The 17,485-nt window shown below is 72.9% G+C and carries 19 protein-coding genes and 1 pseudogene; 10 read left to right on the top strand and 10 right to left on the bottom strand.

Annotated features, from left to right (window positions below; all coding sequences use genetic code 11):
• Nucleotides 1-132: 132 nt before the first annotated feature.
• The 5 genes and pseudogenes from ACZ7FF_RS37190 (at nucleotide 133) to ACZ7FF_RS37170 (ending at nucleotide 4,313) form a co-directional block, all read left to right on the top strand.
• Nucleotides 133-1,068: a cellulose-binding protein gene (locus ACZ7FF_RS37190; RefSeq protein WP_470818156.1), complete on the top strand. Its 936-nt coding sequence runs from the start codon at nucleotides 133-135 to the stop codon at nucleotides 1,066-1,068.
• 281 nt (nucleotides 1,069-1,349) lie between these two features.
• Nucleotides 1,350-1,610, top strand: coding sequence for a DUF3253 domain-containing protein (locus ACZ7FF_RS37185; protein WP_470818155.1), 261 nt, complete (start codon nucleotides 1,350-1,352; stop codon nucleotides 1,608-1,610).
• A 97-nt stretch (nucleotides 1,611-1,707) separates the two neighbouring features.
• Nucleotides 1,708-2,022, top strand: a pseudogene (locus ACZ7FF_RS37180) (ATP-binding cassette domain-containing protein); the annotation flags it as partial.
• Nucleotides 2,023-2,160: 138 nt separating this feature from the next.
• Complete coding sequence (locus tag ACZ7FF_RS37175; protein ID WP_470818153.1) at nucleotides 2,161-3,450, top strand: ABC transporter ATP-binding protein; 1,290 nt, start codon at nucleotides 2,161-2,163, stop codon at nucleotides 3,448-3,450.
• Nucleotides 3,447-4,313 (top strand): ABC transporter permease, encoded by an 867-nt coding sequence (locus ACZ7FF_RS37170; RefSeq protein ID WP_470818152.1) that lies wholly within the window; start codon nucleotides 3,447-3,449, stop codon nucleotides 4,311-4,313. The genes ACZ7FF_RS37175 and ACZ7FF_RS37170 overlap by 4 nt, the downstream gene beginning before the upstream one ends.
• 13 nt (nucleotides 4,314-4,326) lie before the next feature.
• Here the strand turns inward: ACZ7FF_RS37170 and ACZ7FF_RS37165 are convergent, their stop codons facing one another.
• Nucleotides 4,327-4,659, bottom strand: a complete 333-nt coding sequence (locus ACZ7FF_RS37165) for an ATP/GTP-binding protein (protein WP_470818151.1) — start codon at nucleotides 4,657-4,659, stop codon at nucleotides 4,327-4,329.
• Nucleotides 4,660-4,880: 221 nt separating this feature from the next.
• On the opposite strand from ACZ7FF_RS37165, the gene ACZ7FF_RS37160 reads away from it, so the two are divergent.
• Entirely contained in the window at nucleotides 4,881-5,909 is a 1,029-nt protein-coding gene (locus tag ACZ7FF_RS37160; protein ID WP_470818149.1) for an LLM class flavin-dependent oxidoreductase, read from the top strand.
• A gap of 115 nt (nucleotides 5,910-6,024) precedes the next feature.
• Here ACZ7FF_RS37160 and ACZ7FF_RS37155 read toward each other — a convergent pair whose 3' ends face one another.
• The gene (locus tag ACZ7FF_RS37155; RefSeq protein WP_470818148.1) at nucleotides 6,025-6,417 is read right to left on the bottom strand and encodes an SCO5389 family protein; all 393 of its coding nucleotides are present in this window, start codon (nucleotides 6,415-6,417) and stop codon (nucleotides 6,025-6,027) included.
• Between the two features lie 277 nt (nucleotides 6,418-6,694).
• On the opposite strand from ACZ7FF_RS37155, the gene nucS reads away from it, so the two are divergent.
• Nucleotides 6,695-7,366: an endonuclease NucS gene (gene nucS / locus ACZ7FF_RS37150; RefSeq protein ID WP_470818147.1), complete on the top strand. Its 672-nt coding sequence runs from the start codon at nucleotides 6,695-6,697 to the stop codon at nucleotides 7,364-7,366.
• 32 nt (nucleotides 7,367-7,398) lie between these two features.
• On the opposite strand, the gene ACZ7FF_RS37145 is transcribed toward nucS, so the two are convergent.
• The 4 genes from ACZ7FF_RS37145 to ACZ7FF_RS37130 all read right to left on the bottom strand — a co-directional run bounded on the left by ACZ7FF_RS37145 (nucleotide 7,399) and on the right by ACZ7FF_RS37130 (nucleotide 12,308).
• Nucleotides 7,399-9,846 carry an ATP-binding protein gene (locus ACZ7FF_RS37145; RefSeq protein ID WP_470818146.1) on the bottom strand — a complete coding sequence of 816 codons (2,448 nt, stop codon included), beginning with the start codon at nucleotides 9,844-9,846 and terminating at the stop codon, nucleotides 7,399-7,401.
• 269 nt (nucleotides 9,847-10,115) lie between these two features.
• Nucleotides 10,116-10,439 carry an STAS domain-containing protein gene (locus ACZ7FF_RS37140; protein WP_470818144.1) on the bottom strand — a complete coding sequence of 108 codons (324 nt, stop codon included), beginning with the start codon at nucleotides 10,437-10,439 and terminating at the stop codon, nucleotides 10,116-10,118.
• Between the two features lie 157 nt (nucleotides 10,440-10,596).
• Nucleotides 10,597-11,445 (bottom strand): 3-hydroxyacyl-CoA dehydrogenase family protein, encoded by an 849-nt coding sequence (locus tag ACZ7FF_RS37135; RefSeq protein ID WP_470818143.1) that lies wholly within the window; start codon nucleotides 11,443-11,445, stop codon nucleotides 10,597-10,599.
• A gap of 221 nt (nucleotides 11,446-11,666) precedes the next feature.
• A complete protein-coding gene (locus ACZ7FF_RS37130; RefSeq protein WP_470818141.1) occupies nucleotides 11,667-12,308 on the bottom strand; it encodes a TetR/AcrR family transcriptional regulator in 642 nt (213 codons plus the stop codon).
• A 79-nt stretch (nucleotides 12,309-12,387) separates the two neighbouring features.
• Between ACZ7FF_RS37130 and ACZ7FF_RS37125 the strand changes: the two genes are divergently transcribed.
• The 3 genes from ACZ7FF_RS37125 to ACZ7FF_RS37115 are packed head-to-tail and all read left to right on the top strand — an operon-like array spanning nucleotide 12,388 to nucleotide 14,519.
• A complete protein-coding gene (locus ACZ7FF_RS37125) occupies nucleotides 12,388-13,173 on the top strand; it encodes an ABC transporter ATP-binding protein (RefSeq protein WP_470818139.1) in 786 nt (261 codons plus the stop codon).
• A gap of 10 nt (nucleotides 13,174-13,183) precedes the next feature.
• Nucleotides 13,184-13,933 carry an ABC transporter permease gene (locus tag ACZ7FF_RS37120; protein ID WP_470818138.1) on the top strand — a complete coding sequence of 250 codons (750 nt, stop codon included), beginning with the start codon at nucleotides 13,184-13,186 and terminating at the stop codon, nucleotides 13,931-13,933.
• A gap of 13 nt (nucleotides 13,934-13,946) precedes the next feature.
• The gene (locus ACZ7FF_RS37115) at nucleotides 13,947-14,519 is read left to right on the top strand and encodes a cob(I)yrinic acid a,c-diamide adenosyltransferase (RefSeq protein ID WP_470818136.1); all 573 of its coding nucleotides are present in this window, start codon (nucleotides 13,947-13,949) and stop codon (nucleotides 14,517-14,519) included.
• 2 nt (nucleotides 14,520-14,521) lie between these two features.
• On the opposite strand, the gene ACZ7FF_RS37110 is transcribed toward ACZ7FF_RS37115, so the two are convergent.
• The 4 genes from ACZ7FF_RS37110 to ACZ7FF_RS37095 are packed head-to-tail and all read right to left on the bottom strand — an operon-like array spanning nucleotide 14,522 to nucleotide 17,380.
• Entirely contained in the window at nucleotides 14,522-14,755 is a 234-nt protein-coding gene (locus ACZ7FF_RS37110) for a hypothetical protein (protein WP_470818134.1), read from the bottom strand.
• On the bottom strand, nucleotides 14,755-15,159 hold the full coding sequence (locus ACZ7FF_RS37105; protein WP_470818132.1) for a hypothetical protein: 405 nt from the start codon (nucleotides 15,157-15,159) through the stop codon (nucleotides 14,755-14,757). Before ACZ7FF_RS37105 ends, ACZ7FF_RS37110 begins: the two co-directional genes overlap by 1 nt.
• Before the next feature lie 56 nt (nucleotides 15,160-15,215).
• Nucleotides 15,216-16,679, bottom strand: coding sequence for an ATP-binding protein (locus ACZ7FF_RS37100; RefSeq protein WP_470818131.1), 1,464 nt, complete (start codon nucleotides 16,677-16,679; stop codon nucleotides 15,216-15,218).
• Nucleotides 16,676-17,380, bottom strand: coding sequence for a response regulator transcription factor (locus tag ACZ7FF_RS37095; protein WP_470818129.1), 705 nt, complete (start codon nucleotides 17,378-17,380; stop codon nucleotides 16,676-16,678). Before ACZ7FF_RS37095 ends, ACZ7FF_RS37100 begins: the two co-directional genes overlap by 4 nt.
• Nucleotides 17,381-17,485: the final 105 nt, after the last annotated feature.

The following is a 17,485-nucleotide window of genomic DNA, read 5'->3' as shown; positions in this document are numbered from 1 at the left end:
AAGCCTTCCGGCGGTCAGCCACCCAAAAGAGGTGTCATTCTCCAGATCAAACACGTATCCGCTCGATGACACACCGCTTCGGCCCCTAGGATTCCACCTATCACCTCACCGGTCTCATTCGACAGGAACCCCATGAGCGACACTTCCCCCTACGGCTTCGAGCTTGTGCGGCGTGGGTACGACCGCGCTCAGGTGGACGAACGTATCTCCAAGCTCGTCTCCGACCGTGACAGCGCTCTCGCCCGCATCACCGCCCTGGAGAAGCGCATCGAGGAGCTGCACCTCGAAACGCAGAACGCCCAGGCTCAGGTCAGTGACGCAGAACCGTCCTATGCGGGTCTCGGCGCCCGCGTCGAGAAGATCCTTCGCCTGGCCGAGGAAGAGGCCAAGGAACTGCGTGAGGAGGCCCGGCGCGCGGCCGAGCAGCACCGCGACCTCGCCGAGTCGGCGGCCCAGCAGGTCCGCAACGACGCCGAGTCCTACGCCGCCGAGCGCAAGGCCAAGGCCGAGGACGAGGGCGTCCGGATCGTCGAGAAGGCCAAGTCCGAGGCCTCCCAGCTGCGCTCCGAGGCGCAGAAGGACGCGCAGTCCAAGCGGGAGGAGGCGGACGCCCTCTTCGAGGAGACCCGCGCCAAGGCCGCGCAGGCCGCCGCCGACTTCGAGACCAACCTCGCCAAGCGCCGCGAGCAGTCCGAGCGCGACCTGGCCTCGCGCCAGCAGAAGGCCGAGAAGCGCCTGGCGGAGATCGAGCACCGCGCCGAGCAGCTGCGCCTGGAGGCCGAGAAGCTGCGCACCGACGCCGAGCGCCGTGCGCGCCAGACGGTGGAGACGGCCCAGCGCCAGGCCGAGGACATCGTGGCCGACGCCAACGCCAAGGCCGACCGCATCCGTTCGGAATCCGAGCGGGAGCTGGCGGCGCTCACCAACCGCCGCGACAGCATCAACGCCCAGCTGACCAACGTTCGCGAGATGCTGGCCACGCTGACCGGTGCCGCGGTGGCCGCGGCCGGCACGTCCACCGAGGACGAGCCGATCTCCCGCGGGGTCCCGGCCCAGCAGTCCCGCTAGTTCCACTCAGGACAGCCGTACGACACCGCGAAGGGGCGGTGGGACCAGATCCCACCGCCCCTTTTGCGTGCCCGGACCCCACGTCCGCCCTCGCCGTCCCGGCACACCATCCGTGTGCCCGGGGCCCGGGGCGGCGTGCCGCCGGGGCGTGCCGCCGGCCCTCTTCGTTTCGCCCCGTCGGGTCCGATGGGTGGTGCGTAGGCTGGCGGGAGGAGCGTGGGTGCCGGCCGGTGGGGCGCGCCGGAGGCGCGTGCGCACGGCCCGGCCCAGGAAGTGGTCCCATGCGCGTCACCGACCGGTCCCTCGAGAACGCCGTCCTCGACCTGCTCGGCCGCAGGGCGCCCGGCGCCTCGGTCTGCCCCTCGGAGGTGGCCCGCGCGGTGCACGGGTCCGGCGACGAAGGATGGCGGGAGCTGATGGAACCCGTCCGCCGGGCCGCCGCCCGGCTCGCGGCGCGCGGCCGGGTGGAGATCACCCGGCGCGGTGTCCCCGTCGACCCCGCCGAGGCCCGCGGGCCGATCCGGATCCGGCGGCCGTCCTGAGGCCCGGCGCGGACCCTCGCGCCGACTGTCCCCGCGGCCCGCGCCCCGGCCGTCCCTTCGAGTGGCAGGCCCACGGCGGCGGTCCTGGCGTGGCCGCATGATCGAGCTGGCGGGGCTGGCCAAGCGGCACGGCGCGAAGGTCGCGGTCGACCGGCTGACGTTCACCGTGCGGCCGGGCATCGTCACCGGGTTCCTCGGTCCCAACGGGGCCGGGAAGTCCACGACGATGCGGATGATCCTCGGGCTCGACCACCCCACCGCCGGTGACGTACGTATCGACGGCATGCACCACCACCAGCTGAAGGACCCGCTGACGTACATCGGCGCCCTGCTGGACGCCAAGGCCGTGCACGGCGGGCGCAGCGCCCACAACCATCTGCTGTGCCTCGCGCAGAGCAACGGCATCCCGCGCCCAGTGAACGCGACGGACACTCAGCGTCAACCTTTGGCTTTACCGTCCTTTGGGCGGAACCGTCAGCTCCTCGATATCCTCCTAACCCTTACGGGGGCGTGTGCCCCGCTGTCCTGAACCTTCCGATGGGTGCGGAGCATGATCGAGGCTGTAGGCCTGACGAAGCGGTACGGCGACAAGACCGCCGTGTACAACCTTTCCTTCCAGGTGCGACCGGGTGCCGTGACCGGCTTCCTCGGACCGAACGGCTCGGGCAAGTCCACGACGATGCGGATGATCCTCGGGCTCGACAACCCGACGTCCGGTTCCGTGACCATCGGCGGCTACCCGTACCGCAGACTGCCCAACGCCCCCCGTCAGGTCGGCGCGCTACTCGACGCCAAGGCCGTGCACGGCGGCCGCAGTGCCCGCAACCACCTGCTGAGCCTCGCCCAGCTGTCGGGCATCCCGGCCCGGCGCGTGGACGAGGTGCTGGGCGTGGTCGGTCTGCAGGAGGTGGCGAAGAAGCGGTCCAAGGGCTTCTCGCTCGGCATGGGACAGCGGCTCGGCATCGCCGCCGCGCTGCTCGGCGACCCCCAGGTGCTGCTGTTCGACGAGCCGGTCAACGGCCTCGACCCCGAGGGCATCCTCTGGGTGCGCAACCTGATGAAGGCCCTGGCCGCCGAGGGCCGCACGGTCTTCGTCTCCTCGCACCTGATGAGCGAGATGGCGCTGACCGCCGACCACCTCGTCGTCATCGGGCGCGGCCAGCTGCTCGCCGACATGAGCGTGAAGGACTTCATCTCGGCCAACTCCGCCGACTTCGCGCGCGTGCGCACCCCCGACTCCGACCCGCAGCTGCGCGAGAAGCTGAGCGGCGCGCTCACCGAGGCGGGCGGCCACGTACTGCCGGAGCAGGACGGCGCGCTGCGCGTGACCGGGCTGCCACTGCCCCGCATCAGCGACCTCGCGCACGAGGCGGGCGTCCGGCTGTGGGAGCTGTCGCCGCACCAGGCCTCGCTGGAGGAGGCGTACATGCGGATGACCCAGGGCGCGGTGGACTACCGCTCGACCGTGGACCAGCGGACGGGTCTGCAGCAGCCGCTGCCGCCCGGCGCCCAGCCGCCCATGCCGGTGCCCGGCCAGGGCCAGCCCGGCTGGTACGCCCCGCCGCCGCCCCAGCAGGGCGGTCAGCCCTTCGCGATGCCGGCGCCCGGTCCCGGCGCGCCCGGGGGGCCGTACGGCGGTGCCCCGGCGGGCGGGTACGGCGCCCCGGCCGCTCCCGCCGCTCCCGGTGGTGCGCCGAACCCGTACGCCCAGCCGGCCCCGCAGGCTCCGCAGGCCGCCCCGCAGCAGGCGCCCTCCGCTCCCCCGGCCCCCGCACCGGCCGCCCCCTCCGCGGACGACTCCGCCTCCGCCGAACCGACCCAGCCCGAGGACGCCCGATGAGCACCCACCAGCCCCCGATGCCGCAGGCACCCGCAGCCGCGCCCGGCGGCTCGTACCCCGGCTACACCTCGCCGATCCCGGTCGTACGCACCCACCTCGGGCACGCGCTGGCCTCCGAGTGGACGAAGATCAAGTCGGTCCGCTCGACGATGTGGACGCTCGGTGTGTTCGTGTTCCTCGTCGTCGGCATCGGCCTGCTGACCGGCGCGGTGGTGAAGTCGCACGCGAGCGACCAGTCCCTGCAGGGCCAGAACCCGCTCTCCTTCGGGTTCTTCGGCCTGCTCCTCGGCACCATGTGCATCATGACGCTCGGCGTGCTGACCACGGCCTCCGAGTACGGCACCGGCATGATCCGTACGACGATGACCGCCTGCCCGAGCCGGGTCCGGGTGCTCACCGCCAAGTCGATCGTGTTCTTCCTGGTCGCCTTCGTGGTCACCCTGGCCGCGTCCGGCTTCGTGGCCATGGTCCACGCGTCCATGCTGTCCGGCAACGGCGCGCGCACCCCCTCCGCCGGGGAGTGGTTCAAGGACACCGTCGGCGTCAGCCTCTACATCGCGCTGCTCGGGCTGCTCTCGCTGCTGGTCGGCTCGATCATCCGGCACTCGGCCGGCGGCATCACCATCATGATCGGCGCGGTGCTCGCGCCGCTGGTGATCGCCCTGTTCATGGGAACGTCCTCCCTGCACAAGGTGCAGGAGTTCCTGTTCGAGTACTCCATCCCGAGCCAGCTCGGCGTCTTCTACGACAACACCCTGAGCGGTTCGGGCCCCACCGGCTGGGAGCCGCTGTGGATCATGCTGGGGCTGGCGGCCGTCGCGTACGCCGGCGCCTTCGCGCTCCTGCAGAAGCGGGACGTGTAGCCGCCCGCCGGCTTCAGAACCTGGGCGCGTTCCTGGACCGCTGCACCCTCGTGGCGCGGCGGTCCTTCGCGTTCCAGCACGCCTTGTGCCAGTGCCGGCGGTCGTCCACGCCCGCGTGCTCCGGCCAGGCCACGACGTGCGGCACCCCCGAGGCGATCGACTGGTCGCAGCCCGGGCAGCGGTAGGTCTTGCCCTCGGCGCTCGCCCCGGCGACATGGCGCACGCTCCACTCCTCGCCCTGCCAGCTCTCCGTGGACTGCCAGCCGCCGTACCGGCCGGCGCGGTCGTCCTCGGCGCTCGGGCCGGACGCGCCGGCGGCCTTCGGTCGGTTGCGACGCGGGGACACGGGACACCTCTCGGGGCTATACAGGAAGCACGGTATGGATCCAGCCTACGCGCCGCCGAGAGGGGTACGCGTACGGCGCCAACCGGTGCAAGTCCCCCTCCTGGGCGACCCATTCTGAAGACAATCCGCAAATTACTCCGCCAGGCCGTGTCCTGCGCACGTGTCAGACGGTTATGCCGGTGGGGGAGCTCCGGGTCGGAGCCAAGGAAGCAGGAAACGAGATGTACGTAGGAAGCTTTGTGCTGGCCGCCCAGTTTCCGGGCCAGGGCCAGGGGGAGGCCCTGCACCGGGCGGTCCGCTCGGCGGAGGTCGCCGAGGAGGCCGGGCTGGACTCGCTGTGGCTGGCGGAACACCACTTCGTGCCGTACGGCACATGCCCGTCGGCGGTCACCCTGGCCGCCCTGCTGCTCGGCCGCACCCGACGCGTCCGGGTGGGCACGGCGGTCAGCGTACTGCCCACCGCCCACCCGGTCGCGCTCGGCGAACAGGCCGCGCTGCTGCACCTGACGAGCGGTGGACGGTTCACGCTGGGAGTCGGGCGCGGTGGGCCCTGGGTGGATCTGGAGGTGTTCGGCACCGGTCTCGGGGCGTACGAACACGGGTTCCCGGAGTCGCTCGATCTGCTGCTGCGCTGGCTGCGCGAGCCGTCCGTGGCGGCCGACGGCGAGCGGTACTCCTTCCGCGAGGTGCCCGTCGTGCCCCGCCCTTCGGAGGCCCTGACGGACACCCCGGGGCCGGAGGTCGTCGTCGCGTGCACCTCCCCGGGGAGCGTGCGGCTGGCCGCCGAGCGCGGTCTGCCGATGCTGCTCGGCATGCACGTCGGGGACGAGGAGAAGGCCGAGATGGTCGCCCTGTGGCGGCGCTGCGCCCGCGCGGCGGGCCGGCCGGCCGAGGAGATCGCGGGCGCCGGCCATGTCTCGGCCGGGGTCTGCCAGCTCGCCGACCGGCGCACGGACGCGGTGGAGACCCTGCTGAAGGCGATGCCGGGCTGGCTGAAGCAGGGTCTCGAGGCGCATGTGACGGTGGACGGCCGGGCGCGCTCCATGCGCGACCCCCACGCCTACACCGAACTGCTCTGCGGGCTGCACCCGGTGGGCACCCCGCGGCTCGCCGCCGACCGGCTCGCGGCCACCTCGGAGCGCACGGGCATCTCCCGCTTCGCCCTGCTCGTCGAGGGGTCGGGCGACCTCGCGGCGACGGAGGAGAACCTACGGCGCCTGGGCGCCGAGGTGCTGCCCCAGCTGCGCTGACCGGCCGGCAACGCGCAGGTCTCCTGGGGGGCTTGCCGCCCCTGTACTCGATGCACCTCCCCCGAATGGAGCGGCAAGCATGCGGCTCACGGCCTCACCGTGCCGGAGGCGCGCGTCAGCAGTCCCGAAACTCCGGCGACTGGTTCAGCAGCTGACTGCGCACCGAGGTGAAGCGGGCCAGCGTCGCGTCCGCCGAGGCGTCCGACGGGAACACCGCCACCCGGTGGCAGTTCTGGAAGGCCAGCCGCACACCGAAGTGCCGCTGCAGCGCGCCGCGGATGGCGTCACTCGCGAGCGCACGCAGCAGCTGACCGCGCGCCTGCTCGTCCGGCGGGGGCGTCTGGTTGTCGGCGAAGGGGCCGCCGTCGACCTTCAGCTGGGCCACCAGGGAGCTGATCATCTCCCATGCGTAGGGCAGGGAGGTCCGGACGCAGTCGACGAATGCTGCTTCGTCGACCTCGCCTCGCTCGGCCTGTTCGAGTAGGGCCGGTGAGACGTCGAGCGACATGGGTTCTCCTCTCGCACCCCCGAACAGCAGGGGTTGCCGGACAGATAACGGGAGTTCGCGATTTCGAACACGCTCAGTACATGGACCGCGACCTCCCGTTCCCTACGGTAGGCAACGGTAGGTGACCACACCAGCAGATTGCGTATATGGAACGGTCTCGTTAGGCCCACAATCGGCCAGGGATGAACAAGAGGTTGCAGGGACAATTGGGGCGATACACGGGGAGCCCGATGGGTGAATCGCGTGCACCGGCGCGCGTCGAGTAGCGTTGCCGACCATGCGTCTCGTCATTGCCCGATGCTCGGTCGACTACGCCGGCCGGCTCACCGCCCACCTGCCCTCGGCGCCCCGCCTGATCCTGGTCAAGGCGGACGGCAGCGTCTCCATCCACGCCGACGACCGGGCCTACAAGCCCCTCAACTGGATGTCGCCGCCCTGCACGCTGAAGGAGGGCGCCGGCGAGGACGAGGGCGTGTGGACCGTCGTCAACAAGGCGGGCGAGAAACTGATCATCACGATGGAGGAGATCCTCCACGACTCCTCGCACGAACTCGGCGTGGACCCCGGTCTGATCAAGGACGGCGTGGAAGCGCACCTGCAGGAGCTGCTCGCCGACCGCATCGAGACGCTCGGCGAGGGCTACACGCTCATCCGGCGCGAGTACATGACCGCGATCGGCCCGGTGGACATCCTGTGCCGGGACGCGGACGGCGGGACGGTGGCGGTCGAGATCAAGCGCCGGGGGGAGATCGACGGCGTCGAGCAACTCACCCGGTACCTGGAGCTGTTGAACCGCGACCCGCACCTGGCCCCGGTCCGTGGCGTCTTCGCCGCCCAGGAGATCAAGCCCCAGGCCCGCGTCCTCGCCACCGACCGCGGCATCAACTGCCACATCATGGACTACGACGCCCTGCGGGGCATCGAGGACGACAAGCTGCGGCTGTTCTGAGCGCCCCTCCCCCGGGACCTCCGGGCGGCGCCCTACAGCACCGCGCCCGAGCCGCTCGGCGACCCCGCGGCACCGCTCTGCGTCTGCGACGCGCTCGCCGAGCCGCCGGACGCCACCGGCCCGCTGGCGGTGTCCGTAGTGGTCGGGGGTGTCGGCGTGAGGGTCCCCGAAGGCGTGCCCGAGGGGCCCGTGGACGTCGGCGTGCCGGTCCCCGGGCTCGACGGGGTCGACTTGGTCGGGGTCGGCGTGCCCGGCTTCGTCGTCTTGGACCTGGACGGCGTGGGGGTGGTGTGCCCCCCGCCCGTCCGGTGCGTACCGCTCGGATCGGCCGAGGGGCTCGTGGTGACCGCCGGGGGCGTCGGGTCGTCCGTGGTGCCGTAGGTGCCGTCGGGGCCCGGGTTCGTCGGGCGGGCGCCGGCCGTACGTGTGCTGCCGGCACCGCCGCCCGTGCCGCCCTGTGTGGGGTCGGCGCCCAGGCTGCCGTCGTCCGTGCCCTGGCTGGCGGACGGGTTGACGTCGACCTTGCCCGCGGGGTTCTTGTCGGCGCTGTCGTTGGACGTCATGCCGAGGGTGACGACCGTGCCGAGCACCGCGGCGAGCAACGCCCCGGAGCCGGCCGCCACCAGGTTGCGGCGGGCCAGCCGCCGCAGTCCGGCGCCCCGCGCCGGGGCGGCCGGCGGCCGCTGGGTGACCAGGGTGTCGTAGGCGGGCGGCAGGGACGACTCCTCGTACCGCGCCTCCGGCAGCTCCTCCCCCGCGGTCGCCGCGAACCCGGGCAGCTCGCCCGCGCGGTCGGCGACCAGGGCCAGGGCGCGGCGGCCGGCCACGGTGCCCCGCTTGTCGGCGAGCGCGCCGCGCAGCCCGATGGAGGACTCCAGCTCGGCGCGGGCCCGGTCGAGCTGTCCGCCGCAGAGCGCGAGGATACCCAACTCGTGGTGGAAATAGGCTTGTTCGTGCACCTCGCCGGAGAGCAGGGCGGCCTCGGAACCGGAGCGCAGGGCCCGTTCCCAGGCGCTCCAGTCGAGCCCGGTGGCGAAGGCGGGCGCGGCCGTGCGGGCGAGCCGTACCGCGCCGCTCTCCTCGTCCTCGGCGGGCGGTGTGGTCGCCGGGACCATGGCCGAGAGCGCCGCGAGCACCGCGTCGGCCTCCGCGCACACCCGCTCGGGGGTCACCGAGGGGTGACCGGCCCACCATGCGTAGTGCCCGCCGGCGGCCGCGGCCTGCGCCGGGGCGTCGTCGGCGTATCCGGCGGCCTCCAGCTGGGTGTGCACGCCGGCCGCGAGGCGGTAGCGGGAGCCGACCGGGGAGACCAGTCCGCAGGCCGCCAGCTCACCGAGGGCGGCGTCCGCATGGGTGTCGCCGACGAGGGCGGGCAGGTGCGCCTGGTGCGGGACCTCGCCGCCCAGGGCGACCGCGAAGCGCAGGGTGGCGCGGGCGGAGCCGCTGAGCCGGGAGGCGAGCAGCGGGGCGGGGGCGGCGGCCTCGCCGAGGGAAGGCAGCGGCACGTTCTCGTCCGCCGTCCCGAACGCGGCGTCGACGGCGGGCCGTACGTCCTCGAAGACGCCGTACTCGTCCACCGCGCCGCTGTCGGCGCGCAGCTGGTCGTGCTGCCGGAGCAGGGCGCCGGCCTGGACGAAGCGCAGCGGCAGCCCCTCGGACTCGAACCACAGGTCGCCCGCCCAGTTGGCCTCCTCCTCGGTGAGCACCCGGCCGATGCTCCGCTCCAGGATCTCCACGCCGGCCGCGCGGTCGAGGCCGGCGAGGAAGACCTCCTCGACCTCGGAACCGGCGGAGGGCGCGGGCACGTCCGGGGTGGCGGCGAGCAGGAACGCGCACTCGGGGGTGGCGTCGAGCAGTTCGTCCAGGGCGGCGCCGCCGAACTCGACGTCGTCCAGGACGACGACCGCGCCGATCTGCCCGAGGAGTTCGCGCAGTTCGTCCTGTTCCGGACGGTACCGGGGGGCGTCGTGGACGGCGTGGAAGAGGTCGTGCAGCAGGTCGCCCGCGGAGCGGTGGAAGCCGTTCAGGCGCACCACGCCGTCGGGGGCGAGGTCCAGGCAGTCCTCGGCGACCAGGTCGAGCAGGGCGGTGCGGCCGGATCCGCCGGGGCCGGTCAGCCGCACGGAGCGGCCGCGGGCGAGCAGGCGGACCAGGCGTTCGCGTTCGTCCTGGCGTTCGAGCAGGGAGAGCGGCGGCTGGGCGGGGCCGGGCGGCACGGGCGGCCGGGCGGCACGCTCGGCCTCGGTGCGCTCGGCGGCGGTGCGCTTGCGGGGCCTGCCGGGGCGCTCGACCGGCGGGCAGGGCTCTATCTCGCTGCCGTCGACGGGGTTGACGGTGAGCAGCAGGTCGCCGGAGACGAGGTGCGCCGTGCGGACGGGCGTGGGCGCGCCCTGGACGAAGTCGGAGCTGAGGGAGTCCCGGGGCGGGCGGCGGCTGAGCGCCTGGCCGTGCTCCCCGGGTCCCGGGTTGATCGGGTCCATAGGTTCAAGCCCCCCAAAAGCGTCGTGTGCCCGTGATCCGGCCCCTCCCGGCCTGCTGCACACCGCGCTGTCGCTTCTGGTCCGGGCCCGCTCGATCGAGGGTGAAGAGGCGGCGGGCGACCGAACCCTAAACCTTCGGTCAGTATCTCCGACAGAGCGGGGTGCCACGCGGTCCGAGACGTCACAGTCCGGTGAGGATTGCCCTCGACGCGCGGTTCGTTGACTGCGCCCGGGTCTCCCCCGTCGCCCGGTTCACACCGGTACGCCCGTCACACACGGGGCAGTGAATCGACCCCGATGCCGCCTTCGATGGCGAGGATGCGGTGCAGCCGGGTGGCCACCAGCAGGCGCTGCATCTGCAGCGGTACGCCGCGCAGCACCAGACGGCGCCCGCAGCGGCCGGCCCGCCGGTGGGCGCCCATGATCACGCCGAGGCCGGTGGCGTCCCAGGAGTCCAGTTCGGACAGGTCGAGCACCAGGTCGCCGGCTCCGTCGTCGACGGCCGAGTGCAGGGCCGTACGGGCGTCCGCCGCGCTGCGGACGTCGAGGCGGCCCCCGACGACCAGCTCGGCGTGGTCGCCCCTGATGTACATATGCGCTCCCCGTTGAGTGCGGTTGGCGTCTTTCGTGACGGTGCTGTGCACCCTCTGACTCCGTGAGTGGCGGTGCGGTTGCTGCTTGTAAGCGAACCGATACCTAATTCACCCCTGAGAGTGAGACTCCCGGGGTGAAGGTCGGCAGCGGGCCGTCTCAGTACGTGTAGAAGCCCTGCCCGCTCTTGCGGCCGATGTCACCGGCGTCCACCATCCGGCGCATCAGCTCCGGCGGGGCGAACTTCTCGTCCTGGGACTCGGTGTAGATGTTGCCGGTGGCGTGCAGCAGGATGTCCACGCCGGTGAGGTCGGCGGTGGCGAGCGGGCCCATGGCGTGGCCGAAGCCCAGCTTGCAGGCGAGGTCGATGTCCTCGGCGGTGGCGACACCGGACTCGTAGAGCTTGGTCGCCTCCACCACGAGGGCGGAGATGAGCCGGGTGGTCACGAACCCGGCGACGTCGCGGTTGACGACGATGCAGGTCTTGCCGACGGACTCGGCGAACTCCCGCGCGGTGGCGAGGGTTTCGTCGCTGGTCTTGTAGCCGCGGACGAGCTCGACGAGCTGCATCATCGGCACCGGCGAGAAGAAGTGCACCCCGACGACCCGCTCGGGCCGCTCGGTGGCCGCCGCGATCTTGGTGATCGGGATGGCGGAGGTGTTGGAGGCGAGCACGGTGTCCTCGCGCACGAGCTTGTCGAGCGTGCGGAAGATCTCGTGCTTGACCTCCAGCTTCTCGAAGACGGCCTCCACGACGATGTCGGCGTCGGCGGCGGCGTCCAGGTCGGTGGTCGTGGTGATGCGGGCCAGGGAGGCCTCGGCGTCGGCCGCCGCCAGCTTCCCCTTGCTCACGAACTTGTCGTACGAGGCCTTGATGCCGTCGGTGCCACGCCCCAGCGCTTCGTCGGTGACGTCACGCAGGACGACCTCCCAGCCGGCCTGCGCGGCGACCTGGGCGATACCGGACCCCATGAGACCGGCCCCGATGACGGCGAGCTTCCGTGCCACTCCGACTCCCTCTCCCGCTGTGCATGTCTGCCTTCTCCGGCGGACCATAGCGCTCCGGAGCGGCTGTGTGACCGGTAAGTAACGCGCGTCACGTCTCAACTGACGGACATCACACCGGCAGCGGTACGAGGGTCCCAATTGAGACCTTTTCCTGCCCCGTTCGCCCCGTATTCTCCCGTCCCGCTTCAGCACGGCTGCACACAGGGGCAGTTGGCGTGCGGCTACCGGCGCCCGCGCACCGCGTAGCCGAGCACCCGCTCGCTCAGCAGGCCCTCCATGTCGTCGAGGAGCACCAGCACCTCGCGTGACACCTCGCGCGGTTCGCGGCCCCTGACCATCTCGCGGCCGATGACCGCGGCGACCGTGCTGTGGATCCAGCCGATCTGGCCGGCCATCAGGTTCGGCAGCTCGTCCCCGGCGTCGGCGCCGGTCTCCTCGCGCAGGGCCTCCTCCAGGTTGGCCTGCGACTCCTGGGCGATGGCCCAGAGCCGGGAGCGCAGTGCGGGGGCCTCCTCGATCACCTTCATGAAGGCCGCGTAGCCGGGCAGCAGGCCGACCCGGGGGGACACCGCCTCGACCTCCTCGCGCAGCTCGCGCAGGACCGCGGCGGCGGCCGACTCCCCCTCGGGCCTGCCGCGGACCCAGCGGGCGAGGCGGTCGACCATGCCGGCGGAGCGGTCGAAGAAGAGGTCCTCCTTGGCCGGGAAGTAGTTGTAGACGGTGTTCACGGAGACGTTCGCCGTCTCGGCGATCTCCGCGACCGTCACCGCGTCGAAGCCGCGCTCGACGAACAGCCCGGTGGCGACATCCGAGATGTACTGCCGGGTCTGCCGCTTCTTCCGCTCCCTGAGCCCCTCAGCCATGTCCGCATCCTAACTTCGCTGGACCTGCTGAAATTTTGGTGTCATTGCAAAATTTCAGGGACTCTGTTTTTCTGGGCGCATGACAGCAGTCATCAGTGCGGCGGGCCTCGCCCGCACCTTCCAGACCAGGTCCGGTCCCGTGGCGGCCGTACGCGGAGTCGACCTCGCCGTCCGCGAGGGCGAGATCCTCGGCTTCCTCGGCCCCAACGGCGCCGGAAAGACGACCACCCTGCGGATGCTCACCACCCTGCTGAAGCCGACCGGCGGCGCGGCCACCGTCGCCGGGCACGACCTGGCGACCGACCCGGCCGGGGTGCGCCGGGCCTGCGGCTACGTCGCCCAGTCCGGCGGCGTCGACCCCCAGATCACCGTGCGGGAGGAGCTGGTCACCCAGGGCCGGATGTACCGCCTACCGAAGGCCGAGGCGGTCGCGCGGGCCGCGGAACTCGCCCGCGAACTGGGCCTCACGGGCCTGCTCGACCGGAGGACCTCGGCGCTCTCCGGCGGCCAGCGGCGCCGCCTGGACATCGCGATGGCCCTGACCCACCGCCCCAAGGTGCTCTTCCTGGACGAGCCGACGACCGGTCTCGACCCCGCCAGCCGCGCAGATCTGTGGGACCTGGTCCGCCGCCTGCGCGACGCGCACGGTACGACCGTCTTCCTGACCACCCACTACCTGGACGAGGCCGACGCGCTCGCCGACCGGCTGGTGATCGTCGACGGGGGTGTCGTCGCCGCCGAGGGGACGCCGGGCGCCCTCAAGCTGGCGTACGGCGGCTCACTGGACGCCACGCTCCAGGACACCTTCCTCGCCGTCACCGGACGCGGCCCCGCCCCCGCCGACCCCGCCCCCGTCGCCGTATAGGAGCGCCAGGATGCTCATCCACGACACGGCCCTCGTCTACGGCCGCTATCTCCGCCAGTCCCTGCGCTCCCGCTTCGCGCTGCTCTTCGGTGTGCTGACACCGCTGCTGTACCTGGTCTTCTTCGGTCCGCTGCTCACCGGTCTGCCGCTGGGCGGCGCGGGCAGCTCGTGGCAGGTGCTCGTGCCCGGGCTGCTGCTGCAACTGGGCCTGTTCGGCGCCCTGTTCTCGGGCTTCACGATCATCATGGAGAACGCCCAGGGGGTGGTGGAGCGGATGCGGGTGACACCGGTCAGCCGCCTCGCGCTGCTGCTCGGCCGGGTGCTGCGCGACGCCACGGTCTTCGTGTTCCAGGCCGTGCTCCTGGTCCTGGCCGCGCTGGCGATGGGCCTGCGCGCGCCGCTGCCGGGGGTGCTCATCGGCTTCGGGTTCGTCGCGCTGCTCACGGTGTCGCTGGCCTCGCTGTCGTACGCCATGGCGATGAAGGTGCGCACCCCGCAGGAGTTCGGGCCGCTGATCAACGCGGTGTCGATGCCGTCGATGCTGCTGTCCGGCCTGATGCTCCCGATGTCCCTGGCACCGGGCTGGCTGGACGTGCTCTCGCACCTGGTCCCGTTCCGCTATCTGGTGGACGCGGTACGCGACGCCTATGTCGGCCACTACGCCACCGCCCACATGCTCTACGGCGTCCTCGTCGCCGTCGGCTTCGCCGCGCTGGCCGTGACGGCGGGCACACGGGTGTTCCGGACGGCCGGAGCATAACTACGCTGGCCACATGGTCAATCTGACGCGCATCTACACCAGGACCGGCGACCAGGGCACCACCAGCCTCGGTGACATGAGCCGGGTACCCAAGACGGACCTCCGGATCTCCGCGTACGCGGACAGCAACGAGGCCAACGCGGTGATCGGCACCGCGATCGCGCTCGGCGGTCTCGACGAGGCGGTCGTCCAGGTCCTCACCCGCGTGCAGAACGACCTGTTCGACGTGGGTGCGGACCTGTCGACGCCGGTCGTGGAGAACCCGGAGTTCCCGCCGCTCAGGGTCGAGCAGTTCTACATCGACCGGCTGGAGGGCGACTGCGACCGCTTCAACGCCGAGCTGGAGAAGCTGCGCTCCTTCATCCTGCCCGGCGGCACGCCCGGCGCGGCCCTGCTGCACCAGGCGTGCACCGTCGTACGCCGGGCCGAGCGCTCCACCTGGGCGGCCCTGGAGGTGCACGGCGAGTCGATGAACCCGCTCACCGCGACCTACCTCAACCGCCTGTCCGACCTGCTGTTCATCCTGGCCCGCACCGCGAACGTAAGCACCGGTGACGTGCTGTGGGTGCCGGGCGGGGAACGCTGAGCTCAGTTCCCGTCGCCGGCCGCGTCGCGGTCGGCGGCGGCCGCCGCGGACTCGGCGGCGTCCACCTTCTTCTCCATCTGCGCGTACCCCGAGGGAGTACCGGAGGGAGCCGGTGACGTGGACGCGGTGCCGGTCGCGGCCCCCGGGGACGCGCCGTCGCGGTGGGCGCAGCCCGAGGTGAGGGACACCAGCACGGCGACCGCCGTGACCGCGAGCGCCGGTCCCCGGGCCCGCATCAGCCGGCCGCCTTGCCGTCGCCGTTCGCCTGGCACCACGTTTTGACGCCGGCCAGGTCCTTCTGGCGCTGGTGCAGGTTGGTCCGCAGCGACGTGCGGAAGTCCAGCCGGTTCTGCAGATAGGTGGCGATCTCGGTGTGGCCGGCCTTCTTCGCGTTGTCGACCCGCTTCTGCAGCCGGGCCACCGAGCCGCGGGTGCCCGCGCCGGCGTCGAGCCGCTTCAGGGCCCGGTCGATCCGCCTGTCGATCCTCGGCACCCGCTTGCACAGCGCCTTGGCGCCGTCACCGGCCGGCTTCGCCGCGGGCGTGCTGTCGGCCGCGGCCGCCACCCCCGCCGTACCCGCCAGGGCGGCCGCCACGGCGACCCCCGCGATCAGGGTGCGCGTCCGTCGTCGAGCGTCCATCTGCCTCTCCGTTCGCTTCCGGGGCGGCTGCTTCGTCCCGCCCGTCACGCGGCAGGCTAGGGACGCTCCTTGGGGAAACTCTGTGACCGCTTTGCCCCGGCTGTGCCGATCAGCCAGTCCCGGCGGCCGGGCGGTCCGTCGCCGCCCGCGGGCAGCCGGACCTCGAAGCGTGTCCCGGTGCCGCGCGGGCCGTCCGTCACGGTGACGCTCCCCCGGTGCAGCGCCGCCTGCTGGGCGACGAGGGTGAGGCCGAGGCCCGAACCTGCGCTGTGCGCACCGCGCTGGAACCGCTCGAAGACCCGGGCGCGGTCCTCGGGCGGTACGCCGGGCCCTTCGTCGTCCACGGTGACGACGACGTGGTCCGCGGTGCCGCGCACCCCGACCCGCACCCGCGCCCGGCCCCCCGCGTCCCGGCCGTGCGCGAGGGCGTTGCCGAGCAGGTTGTCGAGCAGCAGCCTGAGGCCCGGCTCCCAGCCGTGCACGGTGAGTCCGGGCGCCGCGTCCAGGGCGAGGTCCGCGTCCGGGGCACGGCGGCGGGTCTCGGCGACGGCCGCGTCGGCCACCTCGACGAGGTCGACGTCCTGGAACGCCTCCGCCTCCACCAGGTCCCCGCGCCCCAGCTCGCGCAGCATCACCAGCAGGCCGAGCAGCCGGGCGTGCTCGCACCGCAGGTCGGCGAGGACCTCGGCGCGGTCGGCGTCCGGCAGGCCGGGGTGGTCGGTGAGGATGTCCAGGTTGGTGCCCATGCTCATCAGCGGGGTGCGCAGTTCGTGCGCGGCGGCCGAGGAGAAGGAGCGGGCGGTGTCGAGGGCCTCGGCGGTGCGGGCGGCCTGTTCGTCGTAGCGGGCGAGCACGGTCCGCACCGTCGCGGCCAGTTCGTCCACCTCCCGCACCCCGGTGCGCTGCTCGGGGAGCCGGGCGGTGCTGGTGCGCGGGTCGAGGCCGGCGGTGCGGCGGGTGAGCCGGCGCAGCGGACCGCTCACTCCGGTGGCCAGACCCCAGGCGAGCAGGCCGGACAGGGGTGCGGCGAGCAGGGCGGTGAGCAGCACGCGGCGCCGCACCAGCCGCAGTTGGGCGCGGTCGGCGGTGTCCGGCGAGAACACCCACAGCGTGCCCGAGGCCTTGGCGCCCTTCAGCGGCCGGGCCAGGGCCCGCCAGCTGCGGCCGCCGCCGGACACGGTGACGGGTCCGGCGGCCGGTGCGGGCAGGGTCACCGCGGGCCCCGGCTGGGGGCCGCCGCTGAAGGACCCGTCCGCCCCGACGACCCGGACGCCGACGTCGAGGGCGGCGCTGAACAGCCGGCGCTCCCGGGTGTCCGCGGCCTTGGGCCGCCCGCCGGCCGTGGCCCGCAGCAGCGCGCGGGCCTCCGGGGCGACGGCCACCGCCCGGCCGCGCAGGTGCTGGTCCTCGGCCCGGTGCAGATCGCGGGCGACCAGGTTCAGCATCAGCCAGCCGCAGGCCAGCACCAGCAGCGGGACGCAGGCGCCGACGGCGAGTCCGATACGGGTGGAGAGTCTCACGGCGTGTCCCGGGGTTCCCTGAGGACGAAGCCGACCCCGCGCACGGTGTGGATCAGCCGGCCGCCGCCCGTTGCCTCCAGCTTGCGCCGCAGATAGCTGACGAAGGTGTCGACGGCGTCGGTGCGCACGTCGACGTCGTAGCCCCAGACCCGCTCCAGGAGCTGGTCGCGGGTGAGGACGAGTCCCGCGTTGCGGGCGAGCACCTCCAGGAGCTCGAACTCACGCCGGGTCAGGTCGAGTTGGCTGCCGTCCCGTTCGGCGGTCCGGGCGGCCGGGTCGATCAGCAAGCCCGCCACCCGCAGCACCTCGTGGCCCACGGGCGGCCGGCGGCGCAGCAGGGCGCGCAGCCGCAGCACCAGTTCCTGCAGGGCGAAGGGCTTGACCAGGTAGTCGTCGCCGCCCGCCTGGAGCCCGGCTATCCGGTCGGCGGTCTCGTCCAGCGCGGAGAGCATGAGGACCGGCAGGTCCAGGCCCTCCCGGCGGAGCCGGCCGCACACCTCGATGCCGCTCATGCCGGGCATCGACACGTCGAGCACGACGACGTCGGGCGGCGCGTCCTCGATCGCCGCCAGGGCCGCCGGCCCGTCGGCGGCGGTCCGCACCGCGAACCCGCTCAGCCTGAGCCCCCGTTCCAGCGAACGCCGGATCGCGGCGTCGTCGTCGACGACCAGCACCGCACCGGCGCCCGACGTGTCACTCATGCACACTCCTCATCGCCGGGTCAGCGTACGGCCCCCCGCCGGGTCCGCGGCAGCCCCGGTCACCGGCCACCCGGGCCGCGGCGGCCCGCCCGGCGGTCTCGGGGT

Source organism: Streptomyces sp. NPDC037126 (assembly GCF_055605965.1).
The sequence above is the reverse complement of the archived record's forward strand: the minus strand, read 5'-3'. Positions and strand labels throughout refer to the sequence as shown.